The sequence below is a fragment of the Bdellovibrio sp. GT3 genome, from assembly GCF_037996765.1.
Classification (GTDB): domain Bacteria; phylum Bdellovibrionota; class Bdellovibrionia; order Bdellovibrionales; family Bdellovibrionaceae; genus Bdellovibrio.
Genome location: NZ_JBBNAD010000005.1, coordinates 613,072 through 638,855, shown reverse-complemented (window position 1 = coordinate 638,855; position 25,784 = coordinate 613,072). Strand labels below are relative to the sequence as shown.

The following is a 25,784-nucleotide window of genomic DNA, read 5'->3' as shown; positions in this document are numbered from 1 at the left end:
GTGACCGATTGGTGTCAGCCAATTTTGTCCCACTGCGGGTTTTACTGCTGTCTAGGTCTCATAAATTTATTCTGGGACGGCATGGCTTTGGCATCCTAACAATTTATGGAATTCACTCACAAGGTCTACCGTCTCATTTTGATATTTTTGGTGCTTGGATTAAGCGCCTCTGTATCTTTTGCGGCTGAGTCTTGTAGCTCGGTATTTTCTGATTCTACAATTACCGACGGTGTTCACAATGATGGACCCACTTATCCTCCGGCTCACTTAAGGCAATTTTATAAATCAATCGGCAGTTGGGATAAGGCTGTTCCTTTTCATACTTTGAATTCCGATGCTCTAATTCAACACCTGATGCAAAAAGGCGTTGTCTCTGCTCAGCATACATCCTTTGAAAAAGGTGTTGATGGCGGTCTTGAGCAAATTATTTTGCCAGAGTACTCCACAAGTTTCATTGTAGTTAAGTCTGCGGATAACCAAGGCCTCATGACACTAAAAGATATCATGGGTCGATGGTTCACTGTTAAGGCAGATGTTTCTGGATGGAAGAGCAGCTCCATCAAAGTCGATTTCAGCTCACTCAAGTTCATTCACGAAGAACCTATCGATTTTAACAACTACTCAAATTACTTGCGTGGTGTGTACTCACGTTTGCGCATTGAAAGCATGAACGCAAATCAGGTGGGTGACTATCTTTCAACTATCCAATTGAAAACTTCCACGAACGCCGAAAAATTGGATGCTGGAAAGCTTCAGCAATATATCGACGGCATTCGCAACGCCAACACTTTGATCTCAGATATTTTAAAGTCAAACAGACCCATGACGACATCTGATCTTTCAAGAATCAATCTACTTGCGAATCAAGGAATGAATCCGTACGAGTTCGCCGCGAACGCCCCCATGGCCGGAGTCATGCGTGGAACATTCGGCCAAAGAGCCATCGAAAATGGGAAGAAGCTCACTATTGATATGAGTCTGTTTGAAGTCGCACAAACCTGGAAGGCAAAGGCGACTTTAAGCGTCCAGCGCATTAACTACTTTGCTCCTGCGAAAGAAGTTCCACAAAGAACCGCTGATATTTTAAAGCGCATCAATAAAATTGACGCACAAACATCGCCAATGGAAGTTTTTGAAATCTACAAAGAGTTTATTCACATCCATCCTTTTGCCGACGGCAACGGTCGCACCGGCAGGGTCCTATTAAATTTCCTGCTTTTGAAAGCGAATCTTCCGCCTTCTGAAAAACCCGCGGCTTCATTGTTCTACCGTCCTCAAGACTCTCTACGGAAGTATATTGATAACGTCGCAAAAGAAAGTGGCAAAGCCGCATTTAAGAATAGCGACAAACAGGCCTACGAAACAAAGAGTCTTTATTCCGTAAAAGATATTCAGAATATGCCTGAATTTACAGAGTTCCTGAAAACGACCTATAACCTGTCTTCGTTAAGCATTGACCATCTCTATGGCACCAGAGCTTATCTTTTTGTAGCGGTTTATAAAGGACGATACATTCAGTTTGAATCAACTCACGATGGTGGATTGAGCGATTCTCTACACGTCATGATTTCACGCAGTAAAGAAGTCATTGATATGCAGGAGAAAGATGCTGCCACGGCGGGAACTACAGCACCTAAGTTTGCCGTGTACCCAGAGCTTTTGTCGCAATCTCGGAATTTTCATCTGATTCATCAGGAACACTATCTAACCGAGCAGTTTATGTTAAAGCTTGGAAAATCACCTGACCAGAATCAGCGCGCCAACATTCAAAAGGCATCGGAAAAACAGTATCAAGAGATTTTGGCTGAAGCCAAAAAACAAACCACCGACTATGGCTACATCAAAACCATGATGCAGGCTCCACAGGTTTATCATCAGGCCAAAACCATCGAAGACGTGGCAGATCAGGTAATGACTATCACCTCAGCAGCTTATCAGAAGCGCATCTATGAATCTATGACACTAAAAAGCTCCCCTGAAAACAGACAGACCACACTTGATATTTACAATGCTTTTAACTCACCTAAGTTTGAAGAGTTCATGATTAAAATGGCAATGAAAGCGCTAAAATTATGTCGCCAAGCCAAAGAGTGCAGTGACACCCAACGATCAGATATTCCTGAAAAGTACCTGGCGCAAGTACTGAAGTTTGAAGCCGAGCAACGTGGACTGATGCTTGAAACAATCAGCAGACAAGCTGGGCGTGAGCCAGGTCGTATATTTGTACAAAGAATTCGTCGTGGAAGTTTGATTATTGACGACGGAGCACCTGGAAATCACGGCTTAATGCCGCACGCTTTACAAAACCTATTTATCTATGAGCAAGTCGGCCTTGAGAAAGGTCAAAAGTTCTTTAGCGAATTGACTGGTTGGACTTACGAAAGAATGTTCGACTCTAATAATGCATTTACACCGATTCCTTCTACTCGCGATATCACTCGCAAGCATTATTGGACGGGTATCATTAAATCCGGCAACCGTGCCGAATCCTCGAAGCTTGGATCGCTAAAAGCAGAGGAAGGTAAATATCCAGACTTCATTCGTAAAAATGGTTTGGAGCTTGTCGAAGTTCGTGAAATTGAAAAAAGCATGGTCAACGATGGATCGATCGTCAAAGCACGTTATCAAGGACAAACTTTCGAATTTCAAATTGATCGCGACGGCGTCCCAGTCTCAGGGGCGCAAGAAATGGTCGATCAAATCAAACAGCAGCTTCCCAAGGCAGGATAAACAAAAAGGCAGGATTTTTGATCCTGCCTTTTTTAGTTTTAGAATTTCTAAGATTTCTATTCTTGGCGACGGATGTTTGCGCCTAGGGAAGACAGTTTGTCTTCTAGTTTTTCGTAACCACGATCCAAGTGATAGATGCGGCTTACTACTGTTTCGCCGGATGCTACTAGGCCTGCTAGCACCAATGAAGCTGAAGCACGAAGGTCTGTTGCCATCACTGGCGCACCAGTCAGTTTGCCTGGGTTGCCGCGGATAACAGCCACTCTGGTTTTTGGTGTGATGTCTGAACCTAAACGGCAAAGTTCAGTAACGTGCATGAAACGGTTTTCGAAAACTGTTTCGGTGATCACGCTTGTACCATTCGCAACAGTCATCAAAGCCATGAATTGCGCCTGAAGATCTGTTGGGAACAATGGGTGAGGAGCCGTTGTTACGTCAACTGCTTCCCATTTGTCTGCCGGGAATACTGTCATGGAATCTTTAGTGGTTTCGATTTTGAAACCGGATTCGCGCATTTTCAAAATCAAAGCTTCCAAGTGAGCTGGTACACACTTAGTGACTGTCACTTGGCCTTTTGTGATCGCGCCTGCGATCAACAAAGTTCCTGCCTCGATACGATCGGGCATGATGGAATGTTTTGCTGGAGTTAGTTTTTCAACGCCTTCAATACGGATAACGGAAGTTCCGTGACCTGTGATCTTTGCACCCATTTTGTTTAGGTACTCTGCAAGATCCACGATCTCTGGTTCTTTGGCTGCGTTTTCAAGGATAGTCACACCCTTGGCAAGAGTTGCAGCCATCATCACGTTCTCTGTTCCACCCACTGTCACAGTTTCAAACAAGAATGTTGAACCTTGAAGTTTCGGAGAGCCCGCATGAACGTAACCTTCTTTTTGTGTGATCGTGGCACCCAGTGCTTTAAAACCATCCAAGTGCAGGTCAATCGGACGAGAACCAATGGCACAACCACCTGGTTGAGAAACCACGGCCTCACCATATTTTGCCAGCATCGGACCCATGCACAGAAAGCTTGCGCGCATTTTACGAACCAGGTCGTAAGAAGCTTCGAAAGAAGCCGGCTTGCTGACGTTCACGTGGAACTCTTCACCAACCCATTTTGTTTCGCAGCCCAAGCTGTTCAATAGTTCAGAAGTGGATTCGATATCCTTAAGCTTCGGCATGTTTGTGAATACGTGATTGCCTTCAGCAAGCAATGTAGAAAACAGAATTGGCAAAGCTGCGTTCTTTGCGCCGCTTGCTGCCACTGTACCTTTTAGTGGGCCGTTGCCCATCACAACCATTTTATCCATGCTTAACTCCTGTGATCACTCGATCAAGTCCTGAAAGATCCTTCAATACACGCACGTTTTTAAAAATATCCAAATCAGTATAACAGCCCTGCATAACAGAGCCCTGGCTCATGCCCATTTCCATCATCGTCACCGATTCGGACGATAGGAAGGGGGCATACGCCTTGGTCCACGATTTCAAAAGTGCTAATCCATTTTCTTCTGCGAATAGTGCAGCGGATGGTTCGAACTTTCTTACGTTCTCCTGAACTGCGGGGTCGTCTTTTGCAATATAGGGAGGATTAGAGACTAATATGTCTATCGTGTTCTGTCCCATGAAGTTCCTGCAAGATTCCATAACAAGATCAACATTAGCAGCATCAATATTAACAAATTTCACACGATCCGCGAGTCCCAAATTCGCAGCATTGCGTTTTGCGACCTCAATGGCCTCCGCCGACATATCCACGGAAACCAGTTTTGCATTTGGCAATTCCTTAAGGATGCTCAGCCCCAGGCAGCCCGTGCCTGTTCCCAGGTCAACGATCGTATAAGGCTTTTCTTTGTCTTTTGCCCAAGCCAGTACCTCTTCAACGATTTGTTCCGTTTCAGGGCGGGGAATAAGGGTCGCGGGGCTGACTTCAAAGCGGGATTTATAGAAATCACGGTAGCCCAGAATATAAGCCACCGGCTCACCCTGACCACGACGACGAACTAACTCGCGCAATCCTGACAACTCTGCCTCGGATAAAGGCTGGTCGAATTTAAGGTATAGCTGAATACGCTCAAGTTTTAAGGAATGAGCGAACAACAACTCCGCATCAAGGCGCGGAGTCTCTATTTTCTTGTCTTTGAAAAAGGCAGTGGTTTTGTCGAGTACTTCTTTGAGTTTCATTCAACCTAAGCAGAGGTTTGTTTTTTAAGTGCCTCTGCTTGGAAGTTAGCAACGAGTGGGTCAATCAGCAACCCAAAAGATCCGCTCATGACTTGATCCAGCTGATGGATCGTAAGACCGATACGGTGATCAGTGATACGGGTCTGAGGGAAGTTGTAAGTACGGATGCGCTCAGAGCGATCGCCGGTACCGATTTGGTCCAAACGAACGTCAGAAGCTTCTTTACGAGCTTTGTCGTCTTCGATCTGCTGAAGTTTCGCGTAAAGGATCTGGAAAGCACGCTCTCTGTTGGCCGATTGGGATTTACCCTCTTGGCACTTCACATCAAGACCTGTTGGCAAATGCACAACACGCACTGCAGATTCAGTTCTATTTACGGACTGACCACCCGAACCCTGGGAACGCATAGTTTCAATGCGCACGTCAGACATTGGGATGTTCACTTCTTTGATTTCCACCTCAGGGATCACAGCAACTGTTACGGTGGACGTATGAATACGACCCGCAGCCTCAGTAGCTGGAACACGCTGAACGCGGTGAACGCCAGATTCGAATTTCAATTTACTGAATACAGAATCCCCGGATACAGAAGCGATGATCTCTTTCGCGCCGCCGACGTTACCCTCGGAGAACGAAATGACTTCAACTTTCCAACCTTGAGAAGAAGCATAGTGAGTGTAACCGCGGAACATTTCCTCTGCGAACAGGGAAGCCTCGTCACCACCCGCGCCCGCACGAATCTCCAAGATGATATTCTTGTCGTCGTTTGGATCTTTCGGGATCAATGCGATTTTTAGTTCTGCTTCAAGTGCTGGAAGGGCTGCTTCCAACTCTTTCACTTCTTCACGGATCAACTCGCGCATTTCTGGATCTTGTTCGGCCGTCAAAAGTTCTTTGCTGGCTTTTAGATTCTCAGTTTTTTTCTTATAGTCGCGGAATGGAATCACAATCTTTTCCAGGTTCCCTAGCTCTTTCATTAGAGCGCGGTATTGTGTTTGGTTTGAAGCAATATCCGGGCGCTGAAGTGACAGATTCACTTCTTCGTAGCGTGATTCAACTTCTTCCAATTTCGAGAACATGGGGATTGCTCCTAGGTCTGCTGCTGTAAGATCAAGTTGGTATTCAGAAATGAAAATGCGGTTCGAATGAGGAACCGCATTTCACATAAGAGAGTCCTCCTGAAGGAGGTCTGCAATTTACTTTTTGCCGTAACGTTTTTTGAAACGATCGATACGACCTTCAGTATCCATTACACGCTGTTTACCAGTGAAGAATGGGTGAGACGCTGAAGAGATCTCAACTTTAACTAGTGGATATTCTTTACCATCTTCCCATTTAACCATTTCGTTAGAATGAAGAGTGGATGTTCCCAAGAACATGAAGTCGCAAGAAATATCTTTGAATACGACTGTGTTCACTTTTGGATGTAGGTTTTGTTTCATGACCTGATTCCTTTTAATTAATTTAACCTGTGGGTCTTAAGCTGTAAGGATGTAACACAGGGGTTTCCCGCTGTCGAGCATTAATCGCTGCTTTTTTTGGCAGCTCCGAAGACCTAAACTACCACAACTAGTTAATAAAATATCTCATAATATCAATGAATTAGGTTAATTTAGGGATTTCCACAGTTTTATCCCCAATAGCCCCTGAATCCTCCAAAATCCAGACCTTGCCCCCTCTGGGACTCTTGCCTGATTGAAACTTGTGTAACCATGCCACGTCCAACATATTGCCTCCTCCAAGGAGTTAAATATGAAACTATTGATGCCGATCGCCGCGGTTTTGCTGTCTGCACAGGCTGCCCGCGCTGAAAAAATCTACTGCTTCTTCACCGAGCCGTTCTTTAACCTCACTTATAATTCGGACACCAATAAATTGGTTCATAGCGCACCAGGCTCCAACGACAAAGAGGGCGTGGCAAAAGTCATTTTTAACAAGCACGGAAAAATTCTGATCACGGTTGTCGGCGTTCAGGGGTCTTTAATGATCGACACCTCTAAAAACGGCAGCGATGGAATGTCTGATTTCATTTATCCATTTGAAGGTGTCGTGAACGGCAATATGTATGGCGGTTGTGAAACTGATCACCTAAAAAAGAAACTCAGCTCACGCATCGGCTACAGTATTCTAAAGTAATTCACAGGGGGCCCATCAAGGCTCCCTTCTTGTAAATTAATCTTAGCGACACTCATCATCACAATTATTCCACATTTCGATGGCATAACTTCCTCCGGACACAATTCGGAGGAACACTTATGAAGAATTTCTGCTTATCAATAGGCGCCACTTTGCTGGCTTTGTTTCTGATCTCCTGTGACAGCGGCAGCAGCAGCAGCGGTGACACCACTGCCACAACTGCATACTCGGTTTCAAATGGCCAGTGCTACAATGGCTCAACTGCTGTGGACTACAGCTACTGCACCAATCTATCTAACTACTACCAGGTGAATTCATATTGCTATAGCTCAGACGGAACCCGAGTTGCCGATACTTATTGCTCCAACAACAGCTATCTGAATTTGCAATCCAAGCAATGCAACGACGGAAGATTCTTCATGCCCAAAAAAGGAAAAATGCACGAAGTAAACTGCCGCAAACGAAATTGCCGAGACAACTTGATGTTTGACGACCGCGGAAGACCAACTCACTGCCGCTAAAAAGAAAAAGGGAGTCTCGCGACTCCCTTTCCATTTTCGAATTTCGATTCTCGATTTTCGCGGGCAAAGCCCGTGACCCGCTATCCGTTGCCGGACATCGCTTTCAAGAAGTCTGCATTGGATTTCGTGTTACCCACTTTATCCAACAAGAAGTCCATCGCATCGACAACGTTCATCGGTGCCAATACTTTTCTTAGGATCCACAGACGGTTAAGATCTGCTTTATCAATCAACAAGTCCTCTTTACGAGTGCCTGATTTATTGATGTCCATACAAGGGAAGATACGTTTTTCCATAAGCTTACGATCCAAGTGGATCTCGGCATTACCAGTACCTTTAAATTCCTCGAAGATAACCTCATCCATACGAGAACCAGTGTCGATCAATGCAGTTGCGATGATCGTCAAAGATCCACCCTCTTCGATGTTACGAGCAGCACCGAAGAAACGTTTTGGTTTGTGAAGGGCGTTGGAATCCACACCACCCGATAAGATCTTACCAGATGGAGGAACCACTGTATTGTAAGCGCGAGCCAAACGAGTGATGGAATCTAGCAAGATAACAACGTCATGCTTGTGTTCAACCAGACGTTTTGCTTTTTCGATAACCATCTCTGCAACCTGAACGTGACGAGTTGGTGGCTCGTCGAACGTGGACGATACAACTTCACCTTTTACAGTACGTTGCATGTCAGTCACCTCTTCCGGACGTTCATCGATCAATAGAACGATCAACTTCACTTCAGGGTGATTTGCAGTAATCGCGTTTGCGATTTGTTGCATAAGAACTGTTTTACCTGTTCTTGGAGGGGCCACGATCAATGCACGTTGACCTTTACCAAGTGGCGCCATCAAGTCCACAACGCGAGTCGTGTAATCGCCTGGATTGTGTTCAAGTTTCAAACGCTGATTTGGGTAAAGCGGCGTTAAGTTGTCGAATAGGATTTTGTCTTTACCTTTTTCAGTCGTCTCGAAGTTTAGAGAATCAACTTTCAAAAGCGCAAAGTAACGCTCGCCCTCTTTTGGTGGACGAACTGTACCGGTAACTGTGTCACCTGTTCTCAAGCCAAAGCGGCGGATTTGAGAAGGAGAAACGTAGATATCATCCGGACCTGGTAGGTAGTTATAGTCTGGGGAACGCAAGAAACCGTAACCGTCTGGCAGGATTTCAAGAACACCAGAACCGTAAATGTCCTGACCAAGTTTAGCTGCACGTTTCAAGATTTCGAAAATCATATCCTGACGGCGAAGACCGGCAGCATTTTCGATTTTAAGTTTTGTTGCAAGCTCAGTCAGCTGCGTGATGTTTTTGGATTTCAAATCCTTTGATGACAACCAGGATTTCTCCTCGTCTGTCAGCTGAATATCCGCCAAATCAACATCAGGTTGTGCTGTTACGTTTTGATCGTCACCAGCTGGCTGATGATCTTCTCTGTTGCGGTGGAAGTCGCGACGTTGATTGTTGCCACGATCACGGTCATGACGATTGCGATCATTACGATCTCCACGGTCATTTCTGTCATTACGGTCGCCACGATCACCGCGGTCGCGGTTATCTCTATTGTCGCGATTGTTCGGACGGAACTCACGACGTTGGTGTTGTTGCGGGCGATCTTGTCTTTGTTGTTGCTGTTGCTGTTGTTGCGGCTCTTGTGGAGCGCCTGGAGCAGCTGCGGAGGCTTCAGCAGCAGGTGCTGGGGCAGCGGCTTGTTCTTTTGGAGGTTCAGCGGCAACAGGTGCGGCTTTAGCCTCTGGGGCAGCATCTACTGGTGCTGCATCGGCAGATTTTGTCGTACGAGTACGTTTCTTAACGACTTCAACGCCTTGTGAATCTTTTGGTTCGGACAAACGAATTCTCCTTGTGGGATTTAAAAAAAGAAAAAGAGAGATCTTTAGGAAGTAGGGTCCGACTGGACCTATTACTGTGTGCTTTACCCCAATTTCCTAGAAACGCGGGGGTGTTGTCAATGGGAAAAGCAATTGCTGAGGTCGCATTTCCCGAGCCGTCTCACATTTCAAATGGGTCCTGAAACGCCTAATATTGAGACTCTTTGAGTTAGTGTAAAACTTCACAATTTCAATGGGTTAAGTATCTTTATGAGACACCCCCGTTATCGCGCTGTAACCATAATTTTCGGATATTTTCGTGCCAAGCTCTTAATTTTTTGCCCGCAATTCCGAAAGGTTAATAGCTACTTTAAGCAAAATAAGGAGTTAATGTGGAGGACACTTTAAAAGTTCCAGCACCAAGAACCCCTCTAAACCTAGAGGTTTCTTTCAAGCGTAATTATGCGCGTGAGGAGACTACAGGCACGCTTAAGAATATCAGCATCTCGGGAGCCTTTTTAGAGTTCGCAGGCGGAATGGTTAGAGCCAACGAAAAATTGCATCTGATTTTTATCGTTGCTGGAAGAGAGCGCAAGGTTGCTGCTCACGTTATTTGGGCAAACTCAATCGGATGCGGCGTGAAGTTCATGCCCGTGAACAACAGAGATGTGCAAATCGTTGATGATTTGATTTACTTTGTTGAGAACGGTCGCACTGAATCGCGTTCAGTGATGGATTCGATCTTTAAAAAGGTCGGATAGTCTTAACGGTAGCTCGTTGTTGAATAACTAATAAAAAGAGCCCGCTGATAAAGCGGGCTCTTTTCTTTTAATCCATTTTCAATTTTCAATTGTCGATTGTCGACTAAGTGCCTACGTGAGTGTTGTCCATAGACTGCTGCTCAAGCTCACGCTGTCTGCGTTTCTTTCTCATCACGATCAAGATTGCAAGACCTGCTGCTGCCAAACCAACTACACCCAAAGCCATTGTCGTGTCGTTGTCCATTGCGCCTGTTCCTGCAACTTCGTCTTGCGGCGGTGTTGGAGGATTCATAGCTGGCATTGGTGGCGGAGGCGGAGGTGGCGCCATATCCTGAGCCATTTCTGGCGGTGGAGGTGGAGGAGCCATCTGTGCATCTGGTACTGGCGGAGCCATCATGTCTTGTGGTGGAGGCGGGATATCAGCAGCTGCCTGTTGTGGCGGAGCTTCTGGCATCGGCGGAGCCTCTGGCATTGCAGGAGCTTCCGGCATTTCTGCTGGAGCAGCTGCCGCTACCTCTTGTTGCTGAGTCGGAGCTGCGGCAACTTGGCCACCTTTCCAGTATTGCAATTGAGTACCAGCTGGGATTTCTTGTTTGGATTCAACAGAGTTGCTTGCCCAAACTTCTTTCCATGCACTGTCATAACCCAAAAGATCTTTGGAAACTGCTCTGATGTTGTCGCCTTCTTTAGCCGTGTAAACTTCAGGCTGAACACCATTGTCTTCGTAATAAGTGATCAAACGACCAGAATCATCGGAACGGTGAGGAGAGTTGTAATAAACTTTATCACCTGGTTTTACACCGCGTGAAGCAAGTGTCGGGTTGCCCTTTTTAAGCTCGCCAACTTTTTTACCATTACCATAGATCATATTGCTGATGCTCTTAAGAGAATCACCTGGGCGGGCAAAGTAAACTGTGTTGTACCAGGTTTTTCCAACCTGCCAAGGAGCCGTCGCAACTTTTTGCAATGGAGTGGATACTTTCGCTGGAGCTGGTTCAGACGATTCATCCACGTATGTAGTTGAAGCCGTGCTTGTTGACTCTGGCATTGAAGAAGAAGTATCAGGCATTGTTGGCTCTGGTACTGAAGAAGCTGCAGTATCAGTTGGCATATCTGCCGGTGCATCCGGTTGTGGTGCAAATGGATCTGCAGGAAGTTCAGCAATTTGAGGTTCTGCAGGAGCTTCAGCAGGCACATCACTTGGAGCTGCTGCCATGTCTGGTTGTGTTTCGCCAAGAGCATCTTCTGGAAGTTGGTCAGAAGAGGCAACTGCGCCGGCTTCACCTTCGATTCCAGTATCCAGTGCTTGATCGCCTTCTAGTTTTTCCAAGTCAGCAGAATCAAAGTCAGATGTAACTTCTTCTCCTGAAGAGGAATCCTTGCTAAATAGGCTGCAGGCACTAAGGTTAGCAACCAATCCGAAACAAGCGAGTAGTATAACGAGTCTTTTCATCATTTTTCGTCCTTGAGTGATGCTACGAAACATACTGTTTCTATCAATCGTTAATATCAATCTAAAGCCAAGTATAGAATGCTGGCAATTGTTTATCTTTTCACTGGACTATGGGTTGATTTTTAACTTGGCTCCAACCTTGATTTTGTTTTTCTCAAACCAGCCTTTATTCATTTCTAATGCATATTTCGCCGGATTTGAACTCGCGTACGACGGCAAAGCCGTATCTGCTAGACCTTTGCCGGACTTCATTTCCTGTATGTCAATTAACTTGCCGTCCTTATTAAAAAAGCCAATCGACAAATCTATCAACGTATTCTTCATCCAGAAGAAACGAGTTTCCTCATTGGAAAAAACGAAAAGCATTCCGTCATCTGAGCCAAGACTTGCCCGGCTCATTAGACCTTGAGCCTGTTGCTCAACGGTCGTTGCCACCTCGACAGTAAGAGTCTTGCCGCCGACGACAATTTTCTTTTTCGGGAATACAACATCCGAGGCATTTGCGACAAAGGCAAAGCTAAGCAGGACTGCCAGAACGAAGCATCTCAAGTGCGACGCCATATCTTACTCCTTTGGTGGATACCACAAGACCAGTCATGCCCAGGGCTTTGACCGTATTTAATAGAATCGATGCACCGGCATAAATAATATCGGCGCGCCCTCCCAGTTGATATTTACTTTTCTTTTCCTCGACAGAAGTTTGGGCGAAGGTATCCACCCAGTACTGCAGTCGTTCCAAGCTTAGAAAATAATTATCCACTCTCTTTTCATCAAAACCTCCGACTTCAATTGCCACGATCGAAGTCGGGGTGCCCGCAACCGCAAGAATCTGATCCAACGAGTTTCGTGAGATTTCGGGAAGAACCTTTTTCAATTCACTATATATATAGTCATTGAGGTTCTTTTGTTCATTCAAGGGAACGGGCTGTTGAGTGACAAACCTTTCGGTCAGGCGAACTCCGCCCATATCAAGGCTTTGTCCAAAAAGAATTTTTTCGCCATGACCCACAATGAACTCTGTCGAACCACCACCAACGTCCACCACAAGTTTGGTTTTCGTGGCGTCAATAACTCCACCGGTGGCGCCCTGATAGCTGATTCGGGCCTCGTCTTCTCCAGGAATAACCTCAATTGGAATTCCCAGTTCTTTGCCGATATCAAAAAGGTCCTGACCGTTGCTTGCATCACGTGCTGCGGAAGTTGCCATTGCCAGAATGCGGTCCACTCCCTGTTTGTCGATTTCCTTTTTAAATTCGCCCAGGCATTTTCGTGCGCGCACCAAGGCGTCAGGATGAAGCATACCTGTTTTATCCACATCCTGACCCAGTCGCACCACTTCAACCAAATCCTTGTGAACTTTGGTTATACCACCAGGGCCGCCCTCGGCGATCAAACATAGAAATGTGTTCGTACCCAAATCAAGCGCTGCAACTTTCATTACTTCAACTTCTCCAATAATATCTTGTTAACCATATCAGGATTCGCCTGACCTTTGGATGCCTTCATCACTGCACCAACAAAGAATCCAAACAGATTTTTCTTTTTACCGGTTCTATGATCATCGACAGCCTGTTGGTTGCCTGCCAAAACTTCATCAACTATTTTTTCGATCGCAGCTGAATCTGTTATCTGCACCAGGCCTTTTTCTTTCACAACAGTTTCTGGATCTTTGGAACTGCTCCACATTTCCTGAAAGACTGTTTTTGCGATCTTTCCGGAAATGGTGCCAGCATCAATCAACGTGATCATCTTACCCAGCTGTTGCGGCTTAATCGGTGATTTTTCAATTGGCATATTCACGGAGTTCAACTCGCGCATTAGCTCTGACATGATCCAGTTTGATGATGATTTCGGATTTTTACAAACATCAGCCACAGCTTCATAATAGTCTGCAACGGATTTTTCGATCGTTAAAACCTGGGCATCGTATTCCGGCAGTCCGTGCTGCTCCTGAAATCTTTTGGCGCGGGCAATAGGAAGCTCTGGCAGTTCACCCTTTATTTTCGCAATCAAATTATCAGTAACCATCACTGGTAACAGATCCGGATCCGGGAAATAGCGATAGTCCTGGGCATCCTCCTTGGAGCGCATGGCAAAGGTGCGATTCTTATCAGGATCCCACAGTCTGGTTTCCTGAAGGATCTTTCCACCACGCTCAAGCTCATCGATTTGTCTTTCGATTTCATACTCGATGGCTTTTTCCACGAAACGGAAGGAGTTTACATTCTTGATTTCGACCTTGGTGCCAAACGCAGGAGCTCCGATTTTGCGAACGGAGACATTGCAATCACAACGCATGGAGCCTTCTTCAAGGTTCCCGTCACATACATCAAGATAGCGAACTATCTGACGGATCGTACGGCCATATTCCGCAGCTTCAGCCGGCGAGCGCAGGTCAGGCCCTGTGACAACCTCCAGTAAAGGTATACCGGCACGATTTAAATTGATTAGCGTGTGCGCCCCACTGTGGTTCGACTTTCCGGCATCTTCTTCAAGATGGGCTCTGGCGATATTCACAGTTTTTTCCACACCGTTCACCTTGAAAGTGATTGATCCGTTTTCACAGATCGGCTGATCATACTGAGAAATTTGATATCCCTTCGGCATGTCCGGGTAAAAGTAGTTCTTTCTGGCAAAGACTGACTTCTTGCGAATCGTGCATCCCAACGCCAGTCCGGTTTTAATCCCGAACTCAACGGCGCGTTTATTTACCACTGGTAAAGTTCCTGGCATACCAGCACTGACCGGGGAAACATTTTCATTATCACCGGCATCAAAATTGGTGGCGTCCGCACAGAACATCTTACTGTCTGTTTTCAACTGAACATGTATTTCAATCCCGATGACGGGCTCATAGCCTCTATATGACATGGGGTTTGCTTCCTTTGACTGGCGAAACGGATTCCAGAGCAAATCCAACATTTAACATGTGCTGTTCATCAAAGTGATTTGCCGTCACTTGCACTCCGATGGGAAGACCTTGGGATGACAACCCAAATGGCACACTCATCCCCGGCAGTCCCGCCAGATTTGTGGAGGTCGTGAAGATATCATTCAAATACATAGTTAAAGGATCCGAAATCAGTTCGCCCACCTTAAACGCCGGCGAGGCCGTGACCGGACTTAGTATCACATCGCAGCTCTTGAACGCAGCAAGATATTGCTCAGTGAGCATGCGGCGAACCTGTCCAGCCTTATTGTAGTAGGCATCATAGTAGCCACTTGAAAGGCAATACGTTCCCAGCATAATTCTGCGTTTTACTTCCGAGCCAAATCCCTCTCCACGAGTTTTTCCGTAAAAGTCCTCCAGCTCAACACCGGACAGACTTGGAAAATCAGCGCGGTAGCCGTAACGAATACCATCATAGCGAGCCAGATTCGATGATGCTTCACTGGTCGCAATCAAATAGTAAATCGGAACTGCAAATTCAGACATACTGACAGAAACTTCAACAACCTCGGCACCCATTTTTTTAAGTGCTTCCAGCGCTCCGTTAAAGGTCTTTTCCGTATCTGCATCAACGCCGCCATTCAGGTACTCTTTAATGACGCCGACTTTCAGACCTTTCATATCCGTGGAAAGATCCTTACTCCAGGCAGGAACTCTCTTCTGTGAAGAGGTTGAATCCATCGGATCATGTCCAGAAATCACTTCAAGGGTCAGGGCCGCATCTTTCACGCTGCTAACCATGGGGCCCGCTTGATCCAATGACGAGGCAAACGCGATAATTCCGTAACGACTGACTCTTCCATACGTGGGCTTAACTCCCACAACACCACAGAAGCTTGCAGGCTGTCGAATCGATCCGCCTGTATCAGTTCCAATTGCACCCGCGACCAAACGCGCGGACTGAGCCGCTGCAGAACCACCCGAAGATCCCCCGGGAACCCGAGTCACATCCCAAGGATTTTTAACCACACCATAATAGGAGGTTTCATTGGACGATCCCATTGCGAATTCATCCTGATTTAGTTTTCCCATGACGGTTACGCCGGATTTTTTTAGTCGCGCCACCACCGTGGCATCGTAGGGCGGAACAAAATTACTAAGAATCTTGGAACAAGCGGTGGTTTTCAGATTCTTTGTACAAAGCATTTCCTTAATACCAAACGGAACGCCCGCCAACGGCCCCACGTCCTCACCCTTGGCAATGCGGGCATCAGTGGCCGCGGCATCCTTCAGAGCTTCTTCATTCACAGTGGTAAAGGCATTCAGTGTCGGGTTCAGTGTTGTGATTCTGGTTTGAAAGTGCTTTGCCACTTCCTGAGCGCTGACTTTTTTTGATTTTACGGCTTCAGATATTTCACTGAATGAGGCAAATGTTAAATCCACGGAAATTATCTCCTAAACCACTGGTGGAACTTTGAATAGGTTGCCAGCATGTTCAGGTGCATTGGCAATTATGTCTTCAGCCTTGTAGTTTTGCACAACTTCATCTTCGCGCCAGTAGGCTTCGATTTCAGTTGGTGTGATCATTGGCTCCACACCTGTCGTATTGATATTTTCAATTTTTTTAAAATTAAGCAGGATCTTTTCCATCTGCTGGCTGAACTCAGTCGCTTCATTTTCAGTGATTTGCAGGCGAGCCAGCTTGGCAATATGTTCGATGGATTTTTTATCGATCACAACAGTCTCCTTTGGGAGCAATTCCAGAATGAAGAATAAAACATTCCGTGACTGTCAGTCACCAAGCGAATCCCGGGCTGGACCTTGGAGCGCCGCAGGAGGCGCGCAATTGCGTGATTCAAATAACTTGCTCGTGATAGAGTCCGCCGTATGTCAAAGAAACGCCACGAAGAGCTTAAGAAAATCATCACTGAACACGATTACAACTACTATGTCATGGATCGCCCATCGATCACTGACTACGAGTATGATCAACTCTTTGACGAGCTACTAAGCCTTGAAAAGGCTACGAAGGGCTTGGACCTTTCTGATTCTCCCAGCCAACGAGTGGGTGGCAAGGTGCTGGAGAGCTTCCTCAAAGCGCCACATCGAATGCCAATGCTATCTTTGGCTAACAGCTATTCTCCGGAAGACATCTTTGATTTCGATGAACGCATTAAAAAGTTTTTGAGTTCTGACAAAGATGTCGAATACTTCTGCGAACTTAAATTCGATGGCCTGTCCATGGAGATCATCTATGAAAACGGACAACTGGTTCGCGCCCTGACCCGCGGTGACGGCGCCGTCGGAGAAGATGTTACCGAAAATATCAAAACGATTAAAAGCATTCCTTTGAAAATTAAGAACGCACCAGAAATTCTTGAAGTTCGCGGTGAGGTTCTGATCTTTAAGAAAGATTTTGCTGAACTTAATGATTCTCAACAAGAGAACGGGCAACCCACTTTCGCAAATCCCAGAAATGCCGCTGCCGGATCCATGCGCCAACTGGATTCCAAGATAGCCGCCTCCAGACCCCTGAAGTTTTTTGGATATGCATTGGGCTTAGTTGAGGGAAAGACCTTCGACACTCAGGAAAATATTCAGAACTATTTTGCCGATCACGGAATACCTACGGCCATTAAGGCAAATCCTGACCTGGTTCGCGTTTGTCGCGGCCCCCAGGAAGTCGTTGAATACTATCATCAAATTGAAAAAGTTAGATCATCCTTGCCCTTTGATATCGATGGCATCGTAATCAAAGTAAACTCCATCAGACAACAGGATGACTTGGGAATGGTTGCCAGAAGCCCGCGCTGGGCCACGGCTGCAAAGTTCAAACCTGAACAAGCAACTACGGTCATCGAAAACATCGCCATTCAGGTTGGCAGAACAGGCGCACTGACTCCAGTTGCGATCATGACACCTGTTAAAGTGGGTGGCGTGACTGTCACCAACTCCACTTTGCATAATCAGGACGAAATCGATCGCAAGGATGTTCGGGTGGGTGATACGGTTATCATTCAACGTGCTGGCGACGTGATTCCAGAAGTGGTTGCCGTTGTTCTTGATAAACGCCCCAAGGACAGCAAGCCATTCTTAATTCCTGCAAATTGCCCGGCATGCGGATCTCCTGCGCACAAAGCTGAAGGCGAAGTCGTCACTCGCTGCACGAATCCACTTTGTATTGCGATGGTAAAAGAATCTCTTAAGCATTTTGTCGGCAGACGCGCCATGAACCTGGATAAAATTGGTGACCGTTTAATTGAAACTTTGGTCGACAACAAGATGCTGACATCTTTTTCTGATTTTTATCGTCTGACAAAGGAAGATATTTTGTCTTTGGATCGTCAGGGAGATAAGTCAGCAGTGAATATTATCAAAAGTGTAGAAAACAGCAAAAAGCCCACACTGGCTCGGTTCATCTTCGCTTTGGGTATTCGCTTTGTTGGCGAGCAAACTGCAAAGCTTCTGGCCGATCATTTTGTTAATATTGAAAACTTCTTGGTTGCTCCCGAAGAGGAGCTCCTTCAGGTCCCAGAAATTGGACCGAAAGTCGCCACTTCGATTCGTGAATGGACTTCGAATAAGAAGTTGGTCAAAGAAGTGCATGAAATGTTAAAGCTTGGCGTGGTGATCACAAATCCTGTTCGCTCCACAGAAGGCGCGCTTTCTGGAATGAGCTTCTTAATCACGGGGACTTTACCGGTAAAGCGTGACGACGCTAAAGATGTTATCGAAAAGAATGGCGGCAAGATCTTAAGCTCCGTGTCTTCAAAGCTTAGCTATTTGGTTGTTGGCGATGATCCGGGATCAAAAGTCGATAAAGCACAAACCCTTGGAGTAAAAATCATCTCCTGGGAAGATCTTCAGAAGATGCTCTAGATTATTCTTTTTTCGAGAGTTGATTTAGTCTTAAAAGATCGCCCGTACTCAGCGAGTACGAGGGAGAAATTGATTTTCCCTGTTGTAGAGATCTCATCGTCTCGCCATTTTTAGAATACATTGATGGTGGGTATAACATGAGTGACTGGTAATCGAATGCACCAAGGCCATTAGCTTTCATCATTTCTATTGGAAATTTTTCGAAATTAACTTTGGCATTTTCGTCGATGTTCGCCCATTGAATATCGATAAATGCATCTCTGTCATTGCGGTTTTGCTCGTGGATAAATCCCAGGGCGTGCATGATCTCGTGAGTGATTTCTTTGGTTCCACATCCAGGGGCGACCCAGAGTGGTTGTTTTCCACCGATTCTTCCTACGTATGATTTGCAATTTCCTGTGCCATTTTGAAAAACAAGAACATCTTCTTGATCTATATAGGGAACAAAAGAGATTCCCGAGTCCACAAATTCTGCCATCGCTTGAATAATTCGAGTGGGGTTTTCGACATCTCCTTGGATGAAGAATGGCACCACGCCATTTGGCCAAAGCATAAGAGGCTGAGTGAAACCTTGATACTTTTGCCCAGGCCTTGGCTCACCCAAAACGATATCACCTTCTATGACGGCCACTCCATCTTCAAACTCAAATCCAGGATAGTCTCCACTGGCTGATTGATCTGTTGTTTTAGGAATCACTTGAGAAAAGTCACGCTGAGTATTCCCTGCCTGCTTGTTCTTGGACAATGCGATTTCGCGAACCTCTTCCAGTGTTAAAAGAGAACTTTCCGTTTCCGATGCCACAGGAACTTGTGCGGTCGTGGCGGCGCTTAGAACAACTGGTTGAGGAACTTCCACGATCTTTGTTTTATTGAGATAGAGATATAAACAGAACAAAAGAAGTATGACTCCGGCGGATCCAACCTTAAATTTCATTTATCCCTCCACCAATTCAAACAACCCTAAAAAAAAACCCACAGTCTTCACCGTGGGTTTTTTGCTTTCAACTTTAATTCAAAAATTAAAGGTGATCGATAACGATATCGCGAGCCATAACTGTTTTACGGCCATCTGCTTTTGCAGATTCAACGCCTTTTAGGCAAAGTTGCTCGATTGCTTTGCTGAGAACGTCGATAGTTTCAGCAGAAGTGTTCATGCCGCCTTTTTCTTTGATAAGTTTTTTTACTTTGCTAGTTACAACAAGTACTTCTGCCATGATAACTCTCCATCCTTAGTTGAAAATTGAACAGTAAAAGGTTTGCATATGGGACCTATAATTGACAATGGGAAATCCGTTTTTGCGGCGCAACATCCCATGCCGTTATGCGCCCCGGTTTGAACCCATCATTACTTCTGATCCGCCATCGACGAATTTGCACAGCTCGGCTTGTCTGCCGCTATGTTCTCCAGGTGATATCCACACAAAAGTTTTTTGATCCAAAGGCTTCGTACACTCAACATCCAGGAAAGCCGGGGACCAGCATCCACTGTTCAAATGCTCCACTGAACCGATAATCTCGTGTCTGACATGGTGAGTATGACCGTAAACGATCCGTTTTACCTTAGTAATTGCACTCGCCATCGCAAGCACACGATCATCGGGCTCCTTGTAGCTGGATACCAAAGAAGTTACAGATTTGCTGTAAAACAAAAAGAACGGCAAAAGCACAAATAAGGGAATAAACGCCCAAAAAATCGAAATTTCATAGACAGACCGAATAAAGGTCATCAATTGAAAGATCAAAAAGAACGCAATAAACACAATAAAGGCGCGATCAAGCCAAAGTTCTCGAGCCAACAACATTGGTTCGCTGGCCGCAGGAGCAACAAATAGTTCCTTAAGTTCACGCACCATACGGGGTTCTGCATTTGCCTTCTCGGCAATTACTTCGATGCGATCCTCAATCCTCAGGGGATTTCGAATTGGCGCTGACAAGCGATCAAAGAACGAATGGACCAGAGTTGCCACAGATCCCCAGAACCAAGTCCACACCAAGCCTGGTTGGGCTTTCCAAATATACTTGAAGAAGAACAAGATGTATTCCTTCAACGTCATAATGTAGTTGGTATCAACATGGGGATTGAAGAAACCCATTCCATTTGAAATGTACCGGCATGCAAGATTTCCGAATGGAAGTTTTAGTGCCACGTAATTATAGCCGCGCACAAATGGATTCACGGGATCTTCACACATACAATATGGATCGTATTGATTGCCGTGCTCGATCAAAGTGTCCTGATTGCTGATATAGAACCACTCAACAAAGCGAACTTCTTCGCGCTTATCCTCTGGCAAGTTCAGATGGCGCATGATTTCGTCCTGAACCTCCATGAAGTGAAGCTCAAGATCGTGATTCCCAATAACAAACACCGCACGGTTCCCACGCAGGACGAACTCTCGCAAAGATCTGACGAACGCCATGTGATCCTGCAAAATAACTTCAATCTTGTGGCGGGATCTTTCCGATCGCGGCTGAAGGCCACGATGTTTTTCAATCCAGCTGACATGAAACACCGGTTGATCAGGCAAATTCAATACGCTGTCAAAATCGAAGATGTCACCATTAAGAATCAGCTCAACAGGGTTGCCCTGAGCTCTTCCTTCGATGTGCTTTAAGAATGTTTCAAAAACATCATCATAAAAGAACTGGCGAGTCTTAAATTTTTTCCATAATGGAAAGCGCAAGTTAACCGGCTCGGCCTCTGTAAGATGCAGATCGCTAATGATTGCAGTATATTGCGCCGATTTAAAATCAGCCTTTGGATGTGCAAAAAAAGAAGTGGGCAAACCTGCCTCCTGATAATACTATCTGCCAGATGAGCCAATATATCAAGAACCTGAAAGCACCAATTGCAGTAGTCGGTATGGGAAAAAGCGGAGACGCAGCAAAGCGACTTCTCATTGCCAGTGGAATTCGACCTACTGATATCCTGACCTTCGACGGAAAATTGGATTCAGCAGACTTTAAGGACGCTAATAAACTCATGTCTGAAGGGAAGCCTGAAACTCTCGTGGTTTCCCCTGGTGTTCCCCTGTCCTCGACTTGGATCAAAAACGCACAACTTCAAGGCGTCACAATTACCAGCGAAATTTCCCTGGCCTGCTCCTGCTTAAGCACCGAAAAATTGATTGGCGTTACGGGCTCCGTCGGCAAAAGCACTACGGTTTCCTTGTTACAGGCTGGGCTGGAAGCTTTCTCAAAAACAGGTTTTGTGGGCGGCAACCTGGGGACTCCGTTTTCAACTTATGCGGCAGACGTCGTTGAAAAAAAGCGTCCGGTTGCTGACTGGGTTGTGCTTGAACTGTCCAGCTATCAACTGGAAAACTGTGCCGGTTTGGAATTGGATTATTCTGCAATTACCTATTTCACTTCAAATCACCTTGAACGTTACGACAGCATCGAACACTACTACCAGACAAAATGGAATATTTTGGGAATCACCAAAAAGGCCATGCTGCTAAATTCTGAGGGTGGGGATTTGATTGAGTACTCCAAAGGAAAAGCGCCGACACCGCAACTTAAGATAATTTCAAAGCATGACCAAAACCTGCAATCGTTCCAACTGCAAAAAGCTCAACTTATCGGGCAACACAATCAGGACAACCTTGCGCTGGCGACGGCCTTGTGCAAAGAAGCCGGGTGGCCAGCATCTGCAGTTGAGGGAATGAAAGAATTCAAAGGCCTAAGTCACCGACTTGAAAATCTGGGTTTCATTAAGGGAGTTCGCTTCATCAACGACAGCAAGGCCACCGCCATGGACAGTGTGATTATCGCTGCCACAGCAGCCGTCGACACTCTTACCGACGGTGGGTCATTGTTTCTGTTGCTTGGTGGTCGCGATAAAAACCTGCCGTGGGAACAACTGGCAGTGCTTTCAAAAATGAATCGTTCTGAGTTTGTGTTCTTTGGAGAGTGTCGCGAGATCGCCCAAAAGAAATCAGGATTGCCTGGTCAAAGCCATGCGAAACTTGATGAAGCGATTGAGTATATTCTCTCGAAGGTTAAACCTACGGATACAGTTCTGCTTAGCCCGGGCGGTACAAGCTGGGATGAGTTTAAGTCCTTTGAAGACCGTGGGGATTTCTTTAAAAGAAAAGTAACAGAGTTTTCTACTCTCTGAAGTTCAGGACTGCCAATGAGTTCGCATCAACCGGCACCACGCGGGAGTAAACCTTTTGCGTGCGAGCTCCGGTAACTACCACTTCATGGGTATCTTCTGGTGCGTTGTAAATAACGAAACCACCACCGGCAACACCTTTACGATTTTGCAGAATACGGCCCTGCATATCGAAGTACACGATATCCTGTGGATTGAAATTGTCATATCCCGCAAGAAATACTTCGAAATCCTCGTCAGGGACAAATCCAACGATCAAACCGGATGACGGGGTATCACTGATTTTCAAGTGATTCTTAATCGAGCGCAACCAATCCCAGCGCACCAGGGGAATGTGCACGAACTCATCGTTGTCGTTGTATAAGTATCTGGCCGGAATATGGTCGGCACCTTCTGGGTGCACTCTCATCAATCCAAGACGATTTAAGTTGGGCAGACTGACTGTTGCCACGCCCGTCGGCACATTCACTTCATCAGGAATGGATTGCATAGTGATGGTTGCTGGCATCGGCTCACCATTAAATGCATCAAACACTCGCATCGGCACCGATTCCATTTTCATCGTCGCTTCTAGATCGCCTTGAGCAATGGCACCTTCTTCAGAAACAACGTTCACATAACCAAAGATAGAGTCTGAACGGGTTGCCAGAAGGGAGTGAAATCCGAAAGGAACCTGAACGAAAGCATAAAGACCGTTTTCACTGGTCTTGGTCAACTTAGGATCAGGAATCATGAATTGATTAAAGTAGACGGGTTTCAAATCAGGAGCTGTCTCTACCACGACATCAATACCTGCCACCGGCTTGCCATCCAGGGTCACCTTGCCCCAGATTAAACTTGGCGCGCCTTCGTATGATTCCTGACGTTGAGAAGCCATAATATCCAACAATGCAGAAACCATCGCCTCTGGATAGAGCGTCGATCGAGTCTCCTTACCGGATACGATAATGTTGGTGGTTTCTAAATGCTTTGGAGCGGCCGCCCTCATCACCGTGGAAGAACCCTTGGTGACATTTTCCATCGAGGCGATACCTTCGCGATTGACCTTTACATCGCTGACACCTTTTACAAAGGTCACACGAGTTTGTCCTGGAGCTGCATCCTTGGCAGTGGAGTTGTAAGCACTCAACACCGCAACAGAGTAATCCGGATGTGGTTCAATTTTGATTTTGGGACCACTAAGATAGTTTTGCGAGCCGGGAACCAGGCGATTCAATCTGAAACTGCCTTCACCCATTGTTTTGCCATCTTTACTTACAAGTCTGGCAACCACAGTCCCTGAAGTTTGCTCGACATCAATATTGTAAGTGCCTTTTTGCAAATCAACGCGGCCCAACTCTTTAAGAACACCCTCATCATTGCGTCTTACTTCGATGTGATGTTCATTCGTTACTGCCAAGCCACCAGTGATTTCGATCGGTCCTACGATACGACGAACACCATCAGCTGCTTCAGGTGCACCAGAGTTGCCACCGACAAAAGAGTGACCAGTTTCCGGGTTCTCTGATGCAGGCACACGGCTGACACTTGGCTGATCCACCTTCTGACCTTGAGATCCCGTCACAACCACAGTCGGATTGTTCTTGCGGCTGGACTGAATAATTTGTCCTTGGGAATTAACTGCACCGGATTTTTCCAGGGCATTCATTGCCATCTCACCAAACGATGGTTCTGACCAATTTTGATTTAAGACATCATTACGAATCTGCGCTGCCTGCAGACGATTTTTTTGCGCGTTGGAAAGCTCGGTCATCCAGGCGTCGTTTGCGCCGACCTCAGCACCCACCGGCATCGGCTCATAAGACGATGTCGGCAATGACTGAACTTGTTTTTGAATGGTCATCTCAGCGAGGACCACTCTTTGTGCGAATAGCGCCGGGGACTTTTTTTCGACCCCCAATGCCACTGGCATCATAGCTTCGAATCGCTGCCACTCACTGAAGTTTGAATTTGCTCGGATAGATTCTTCGAATGCGATATGAGGAGGAGAACTTTTCTGCGCACGAATCGTGAGGCCTTCGTAAATAGGAATGTACTTCAAGCCACCTATCTGGCTTGACCATGCAAAGCATCCCGCTAGCACAGCAAACGGTAGAAACCGTTTAAGTTGCTTTCCTTGCAACGTACTTCTCCTTGGCTGAATAGTCGTCATGACTATTCTTTGATCCTATATAAATCCTATTTAGAAGCTACGGAAGTCGTCAATGATGTTGCGAGAGTCACGACTTTGGTTAAGAGCCTTTTTCACCTTGTCCGCCAGCACAGCGGCTTTCTGGTCGTCGTGGTCCACCAGATCCCAACCCCCATCCTGATCCCTAGCCTCGACCAGGACGTCCACGGAAATGTCATATGGACGGCGATCACCCAGGACGATCAAGTGGCTGTAGTAGCGCTCTTTTGCCATATCCATGTTTTGAATCGGATTACCTCGACGATCGTAGTACTTTGAAAACAACTCGCGGCCATTTTCACTGATACTGCGAACTTCACCGATAACCGACACGATCACCTTACGAGTTTCACTGACGTTTAATGGCGTTTCACGCAAAACAACGCCTGTTGTTTGGCAGCCAATAACGAATAGAGGAAGTAATAAGGTGATCAGCAGGAATTTCATTATTTCTTTTGAACCTTGTTCCAGTCATCCATGAACAGCTTAATACCTTTGTCTGTAAGTGGATGATGGGTCATTTGTTGCATTACTTTGTATGGAATTGTCGCGATATCAGCGCCCATTTCAGCTGCGAACTGCAAGTGCATTGGACTGCGCACGCTTGCAACCAGGACTTCAGTCGCGAAGTCGTAGTTTTGGTAAATCTGGATAACCTGATTAACCATGGCCATGCCATCAGTGCCAATGTCGTCCAAGCGACCCACGAATGGAGAAACCATCGAAGCACCGGCTTTAGCGGCCAACAAAGCTTGAAGTGGAGAGAACACCAACGTGACGTTTGTCTTGATGCCTTCCGCAGTAAATTTCTTAACTGCGATCATACCGTCTTCAGTCATTGGAACTTTAACCACAACATTGTCAGCAAGTTTTGCCAACTCGCGACCTTCACGAACCATTTCTTCGTGTTGCAAGCCGATAACTTCTGCAGAAACAGGTCCAGAGATTTCTTTGCAGATTTCTTTGATCACAGTATGAAAATCACGACCGGATTTTGCGATCAAAGATGGGTTAGTAGTTACGCCGTCAACCCAACCGCGCAGGTTGGCTTGTTTAATCTCTTCAATATCCGCTGTATCAATGAAAAACTTCATGGAATCTCCAATTTAAGGTCAAA

Annotated in this window: 23 protein-coding genes; 6 read left to right on the top strand and 17 right to left on the bottom strand. The window is 46.0% G+C overall.

What is annotated here, in order from left to right:
• Positions 1-105 precede the first annotated feature (105 nt).
• Complete coding sequence (locus tag AAAA73_RS10440) at positions 106-2,730, top strand: Fic family protein (RefSeq protein ID WP_340598248.1); 2,625 nt, start codon at positions 106-108, stop codon at positions 2,728-2,730.
• Between the two features lie 56 nt (positions 2,731-2,786).
• Here AAAA73_RS10440 and murA read toward each other — a convergent pair whose 3' ends face one another.
• The 4 genes from murA to AAAA73_RS10420 form a co-directional block, all read right to left on the bottom strand.
• Positions 2,787-4,040, bottom strand: a complete 1,254-nt coding sequence (murA, locus tag AAAA73_RS10435) for a UDP-N-acetylglucosamine 1-carboxyvinyltransferase (protein WP_340598247.1) — start codon at positions 4,038-4,040, stop codon at positions 2,787-2,789.
• Complete coding sequence (gene prmC / locus AAAA73_RS10430; RefSeq protein WP_340598246.1) at positions 4,033-4,914, bottom strand: peptide chain release factor N(5)-glutamine methyltransferase; 882 nt, start codon at positions 4,912-4,914, stop codon at positions 4,033-4,035. The genes murA and prmC overlap by 8 nt, the downstream gene beginning before the upstream one ends.
• A 5-nt stretch (positions 4,915-4,919) precedes the next feature.
• Positions 4,920-5,993, bottom strand: coding sequence for a peptide chain release factor 1 (gene prfA / locus AAAA73_RS10425; protein ID WP_340598245.1), 1,074 nt, complete (start codon positions 5,991-5,993; stop codon positions 4,920-4,922).
• Between the two features lie 117 nt (positions 5,994-6,110).
• Positions 6,111-6,356, bottom strand: coding sequence for a type B 50S ribosomal protein L31 (locus AAAA73_RS10420; RefSeq protein WP_340598244.1), 246 nt, complete (start codon positions 6,354-6,356; stop codon positions 6,111-6,113).
• A 310-nt stretch (positions 6,357-6,666) separates the two neighbouring features.
• Here AAAA73_RS10420 and AAAA73_RS10415 point away from each other — a divergent pair, with 310 nt between their 5' ends.
• Together AAAA73_RS10415 and AAAA73_RS10410 are read left to right on the top strand one after the other, a co-directional pair.
• Complete coding sequence (locus tag AAAA73_RS10415) at positions 6,667-7,050, top strand: hypothetical protein (protein ID WP_340598243.1); 384 nt, start codon at positions 6,667-6,669, stop codon at positions 7,048-7,050.
• A 119-nt stretch (positions 7,051-7,169) separates the two neighbouring features.
• Positions 7,170-7,571: a hypothetical protein gene (locus tag AAAA73_RS10410; RefSeq protein WP_340598242.1), complete on the top strand. Its 402-nt coding sequence runs from the start codon at positions 7,170-7,172 to the stop codon at positions 7,569-7,571.
• An 80-nt stretch (positions 7,572-7,651) separates the two neighbouring features.
• Here AAAA73_RS10410 and rho read toward each other — a convergent pair whose 3' ends face one another.
• Complete coding sequence (gene rho / locus AAAA73_RS10405; protein WP_340599369.1) at positions 7,652-8,905, bottom strand: transcription termination factor Rho; 1,254 nt, start codon at positions 8,903-8,905, stop codon at positions 7,652-7,654.
• 884 nt (positions 8,906-9,789) lie between these two features.
• Between rho and AAAA73_RS10400 the strand changes: the two genes are divergently transcribed.
• Positions 9,790-10,158 (top strand): PilZ domain-containing protein, encoded by a 369-nt coding sequence (locus tag AAAA73_RS10400; RefSeq protein ID WP_340598241.1) that lies wholly within the window; start codon positions 9,790-9,792, stop codon positions 10,156-10,158.
• 103 nt (positions 10,159-10,261) lie between these two features.
• On the opposite strand, the gene AAAA73_RS10395 is transcribed toward AAAA73_RS10400, so the two are convergent.
• The 6 genes from AAAA73_RS10395 to gatC form a co-directional block, all read right to left on the bottom strand.
• Entirely contained in the window at positions 10,262-11,614 is a 1,353-nt protein-coding gene (locus AAAA73_RS10395) for a LysM peptidoglycan-binding domain-containing protein (RefSeq protein WP_340598240.1), read from the bottom strand.
• Positions 11,615-11,719: 105 nt separating this feature from the next.
• Entirely contained in the window at positions 11,720-12,172 is a 453-nt protein-coding gene (locus tag AAAA73_RS10390) for a DUF192 domain-containing protein (RefSeq protein ID WP_340598239.1), read from the bottom strand.
• Entirely contained in the window at positions 12,129-13,049 is a 921-nt protein-coding gene (locus AAAA73_RS10385) for a Ppx/GppA phosphatase family protein (RefSeq protein WP_340598238.1), read from the bottom strand. The genes AAAA73_RS10390 and AAAA73_RS10385 overlap by 44 nt, the downstream gene beginning before the upstream one ends.
• Positions 13,049-14,482 (bottom strand): Asp-tRNA(Asn)/Glu-tRNA(Gln) amidotransferase subunit GatB, encoded by a 1,434-nt coding sequence (gene gatB / locus AAAA73_RS10380; RefSeq protein WP_340598237.1) that lies wholly within the window; start codon positions 14,480-14,482, stop codon positions 13,049-13,051. Before gatB ends, AAAA73_RS10385 begins: the two co-directional genes overlap by 1 nt.
• Positions 14,472-15,944, bottom strand: a complete 1,473-nt coding sequence (gene gatA / locus AAAA73_RS10375; RefSeq protein ID WP_340598236.1) for an Asp-tRNA(Asn)/Glu-tRNA(Gln) amidotransferase subunit GatA — start codon at positions 15,942-15,944, stop codon at positions 14,472-14,474. The genes gatB and gatA overlap by 11 nt, the downstream gene beginning before the upstream one ends.
• Before the next feature lie 12 nt (positions 15,945-15,956).
• The gene (gene gatC / locus AAAA73_RS10370; RefSeq protein WP_340598235.1) at positions 15,957-16,238 is read right to left on the bottom strand and encodes an Asp-tRNA(Asn)/Glu-tRNA(Gln) amidotransferase subunit GatC; all 282 of its coding nucleotides are present in this window, start codon (positions 16,236-16,238) and stop codon (positions 15,957-15,959) included.
• A 150-nt stretch (positions 16,239-16,388) separates the two neighbouring features.
• On the opposite strand from gatC, the gene ligA reads away from it, so the two are divergent.
• Positions 16,389-18,380, top strand: coding sequence for an NAD-dependent DNA ligase LigA (gene ligA / locus AAAA73_RS10365; protein ID WP_340598234.1), 1,992 nt, complete (start codon positions 16,389-16,391; stop codon positions 18,378-18,380).
• 1 nt (position 18,381) lies between these two features.
• Here the strand turns inward: ligA and AAAA73_RS10360 are convergent, their stop codons facing one another.
• The 3 genes from AAAA73_RS10360 to AAAA73_RS10350 all read right to left on the bottom strand — a co-directional run bounded on the left by AAAA73_RS10360 (position 18,382) and on the right by AAAA73_RS10350 (position 21,166).
• Positions 18,382-19,314, bottom strand: coding sequence for a M12 family metallopeptidase (locus AAAA73_RS10360; protein ID WP_340598233.1), 933 nt, complete (start codon positions 19,312-19,314; stop codon positions 18,382-18,384).
• A gap of 85 nt (positions 19,315-19,399) precedes the next feature.
• Positions 19,400-19,594 carry a histone-like protein gene (locus AAAA73_RS10355; protein WP_142698475.1) on the bottom strand — a complete coding sequence of 65 codons (195 nt, stop codon included), beginning with the start codon at positions 19,592-19,594 and terminating at the stop codon, positions 19,400-19,402.
• A gap of 105 nt (positions 19,595-19,699) precedes the next feature.
• On the bottom strand, positions 19,700-21,166 hold the full coding sequence (locus AAAA73_RS10350; RefSeq protein ID WP_340598232.1) for a metallophosphoesterase: 1,467 nt from the start codon (positions 21,164-21,166) through the stop codon (positions 19,700-19,702).
• Here AAAA73_RS10350 and murD point away from each other — a divergent pair.
• Positions 21,145-22,500 (top strand): UDP-N-acetylmuramoyl-L-alanine--D-glutamate ligase, encoded by a 1,356-nt coding sequence (gene murD, locus AAAA73_RS10345; RefSeq protein WP_340598231.1) that lies wholly within the window; start codon positions 21,145-21,147, stop codon positions 22,498-22,500. The genes AAAA73_RS10350 and murD overlap by 22 nt on opposite strands.
• Here murD and AAAA73_RS10340 read toward each other — a convergent pair.
• From AAAA73_RS10340 to fsa, 3 genes are all read right to left on the bottom strand, one after another.
• Complete coding sequence (locus AAAA73_RS10340) at positions 22,490-24,538, bottom strand: hypothetical protein (RefSeq protein ID WP_340598230.1); 2,049 nt, start codon at positions 24,536-24,538, stop codon at positions 22,490-22,492. The genes murD and AAAA73_RS10340 overlap by 11 nt on opposite strands.
• 141 nt (positions 24,539-24,679) lie before the next feature.
• A complete protein-coding gene (locus tag AAAA73_RS10335; RefSeq protein WP_340598229.1) occupies positions 24,680-25,114 on the bottom strand; it encodes a hypothetical protein in 435 nt (144 codons plus the stop codon).
• Positions 25,114-25,761 carry a fructose-6-phosphate aldolase gene (gene fsa, locus AAAA73_RS10330; RefSeq protein WP_340598228.1) on the bottom strand — a complete coding sequence of 216 codons (648 nt, stop codon included), beginning with the start codon at positions 25,759-25,761 and terminating at the stop codon, positions 25,114-25,116. Before fsa ends, AAAA73_RS10335 begins: the two co-directional genes overlap by 1 nt.
• Positions 25,762-25,784 lie beyond the last annotated feature (23 nt).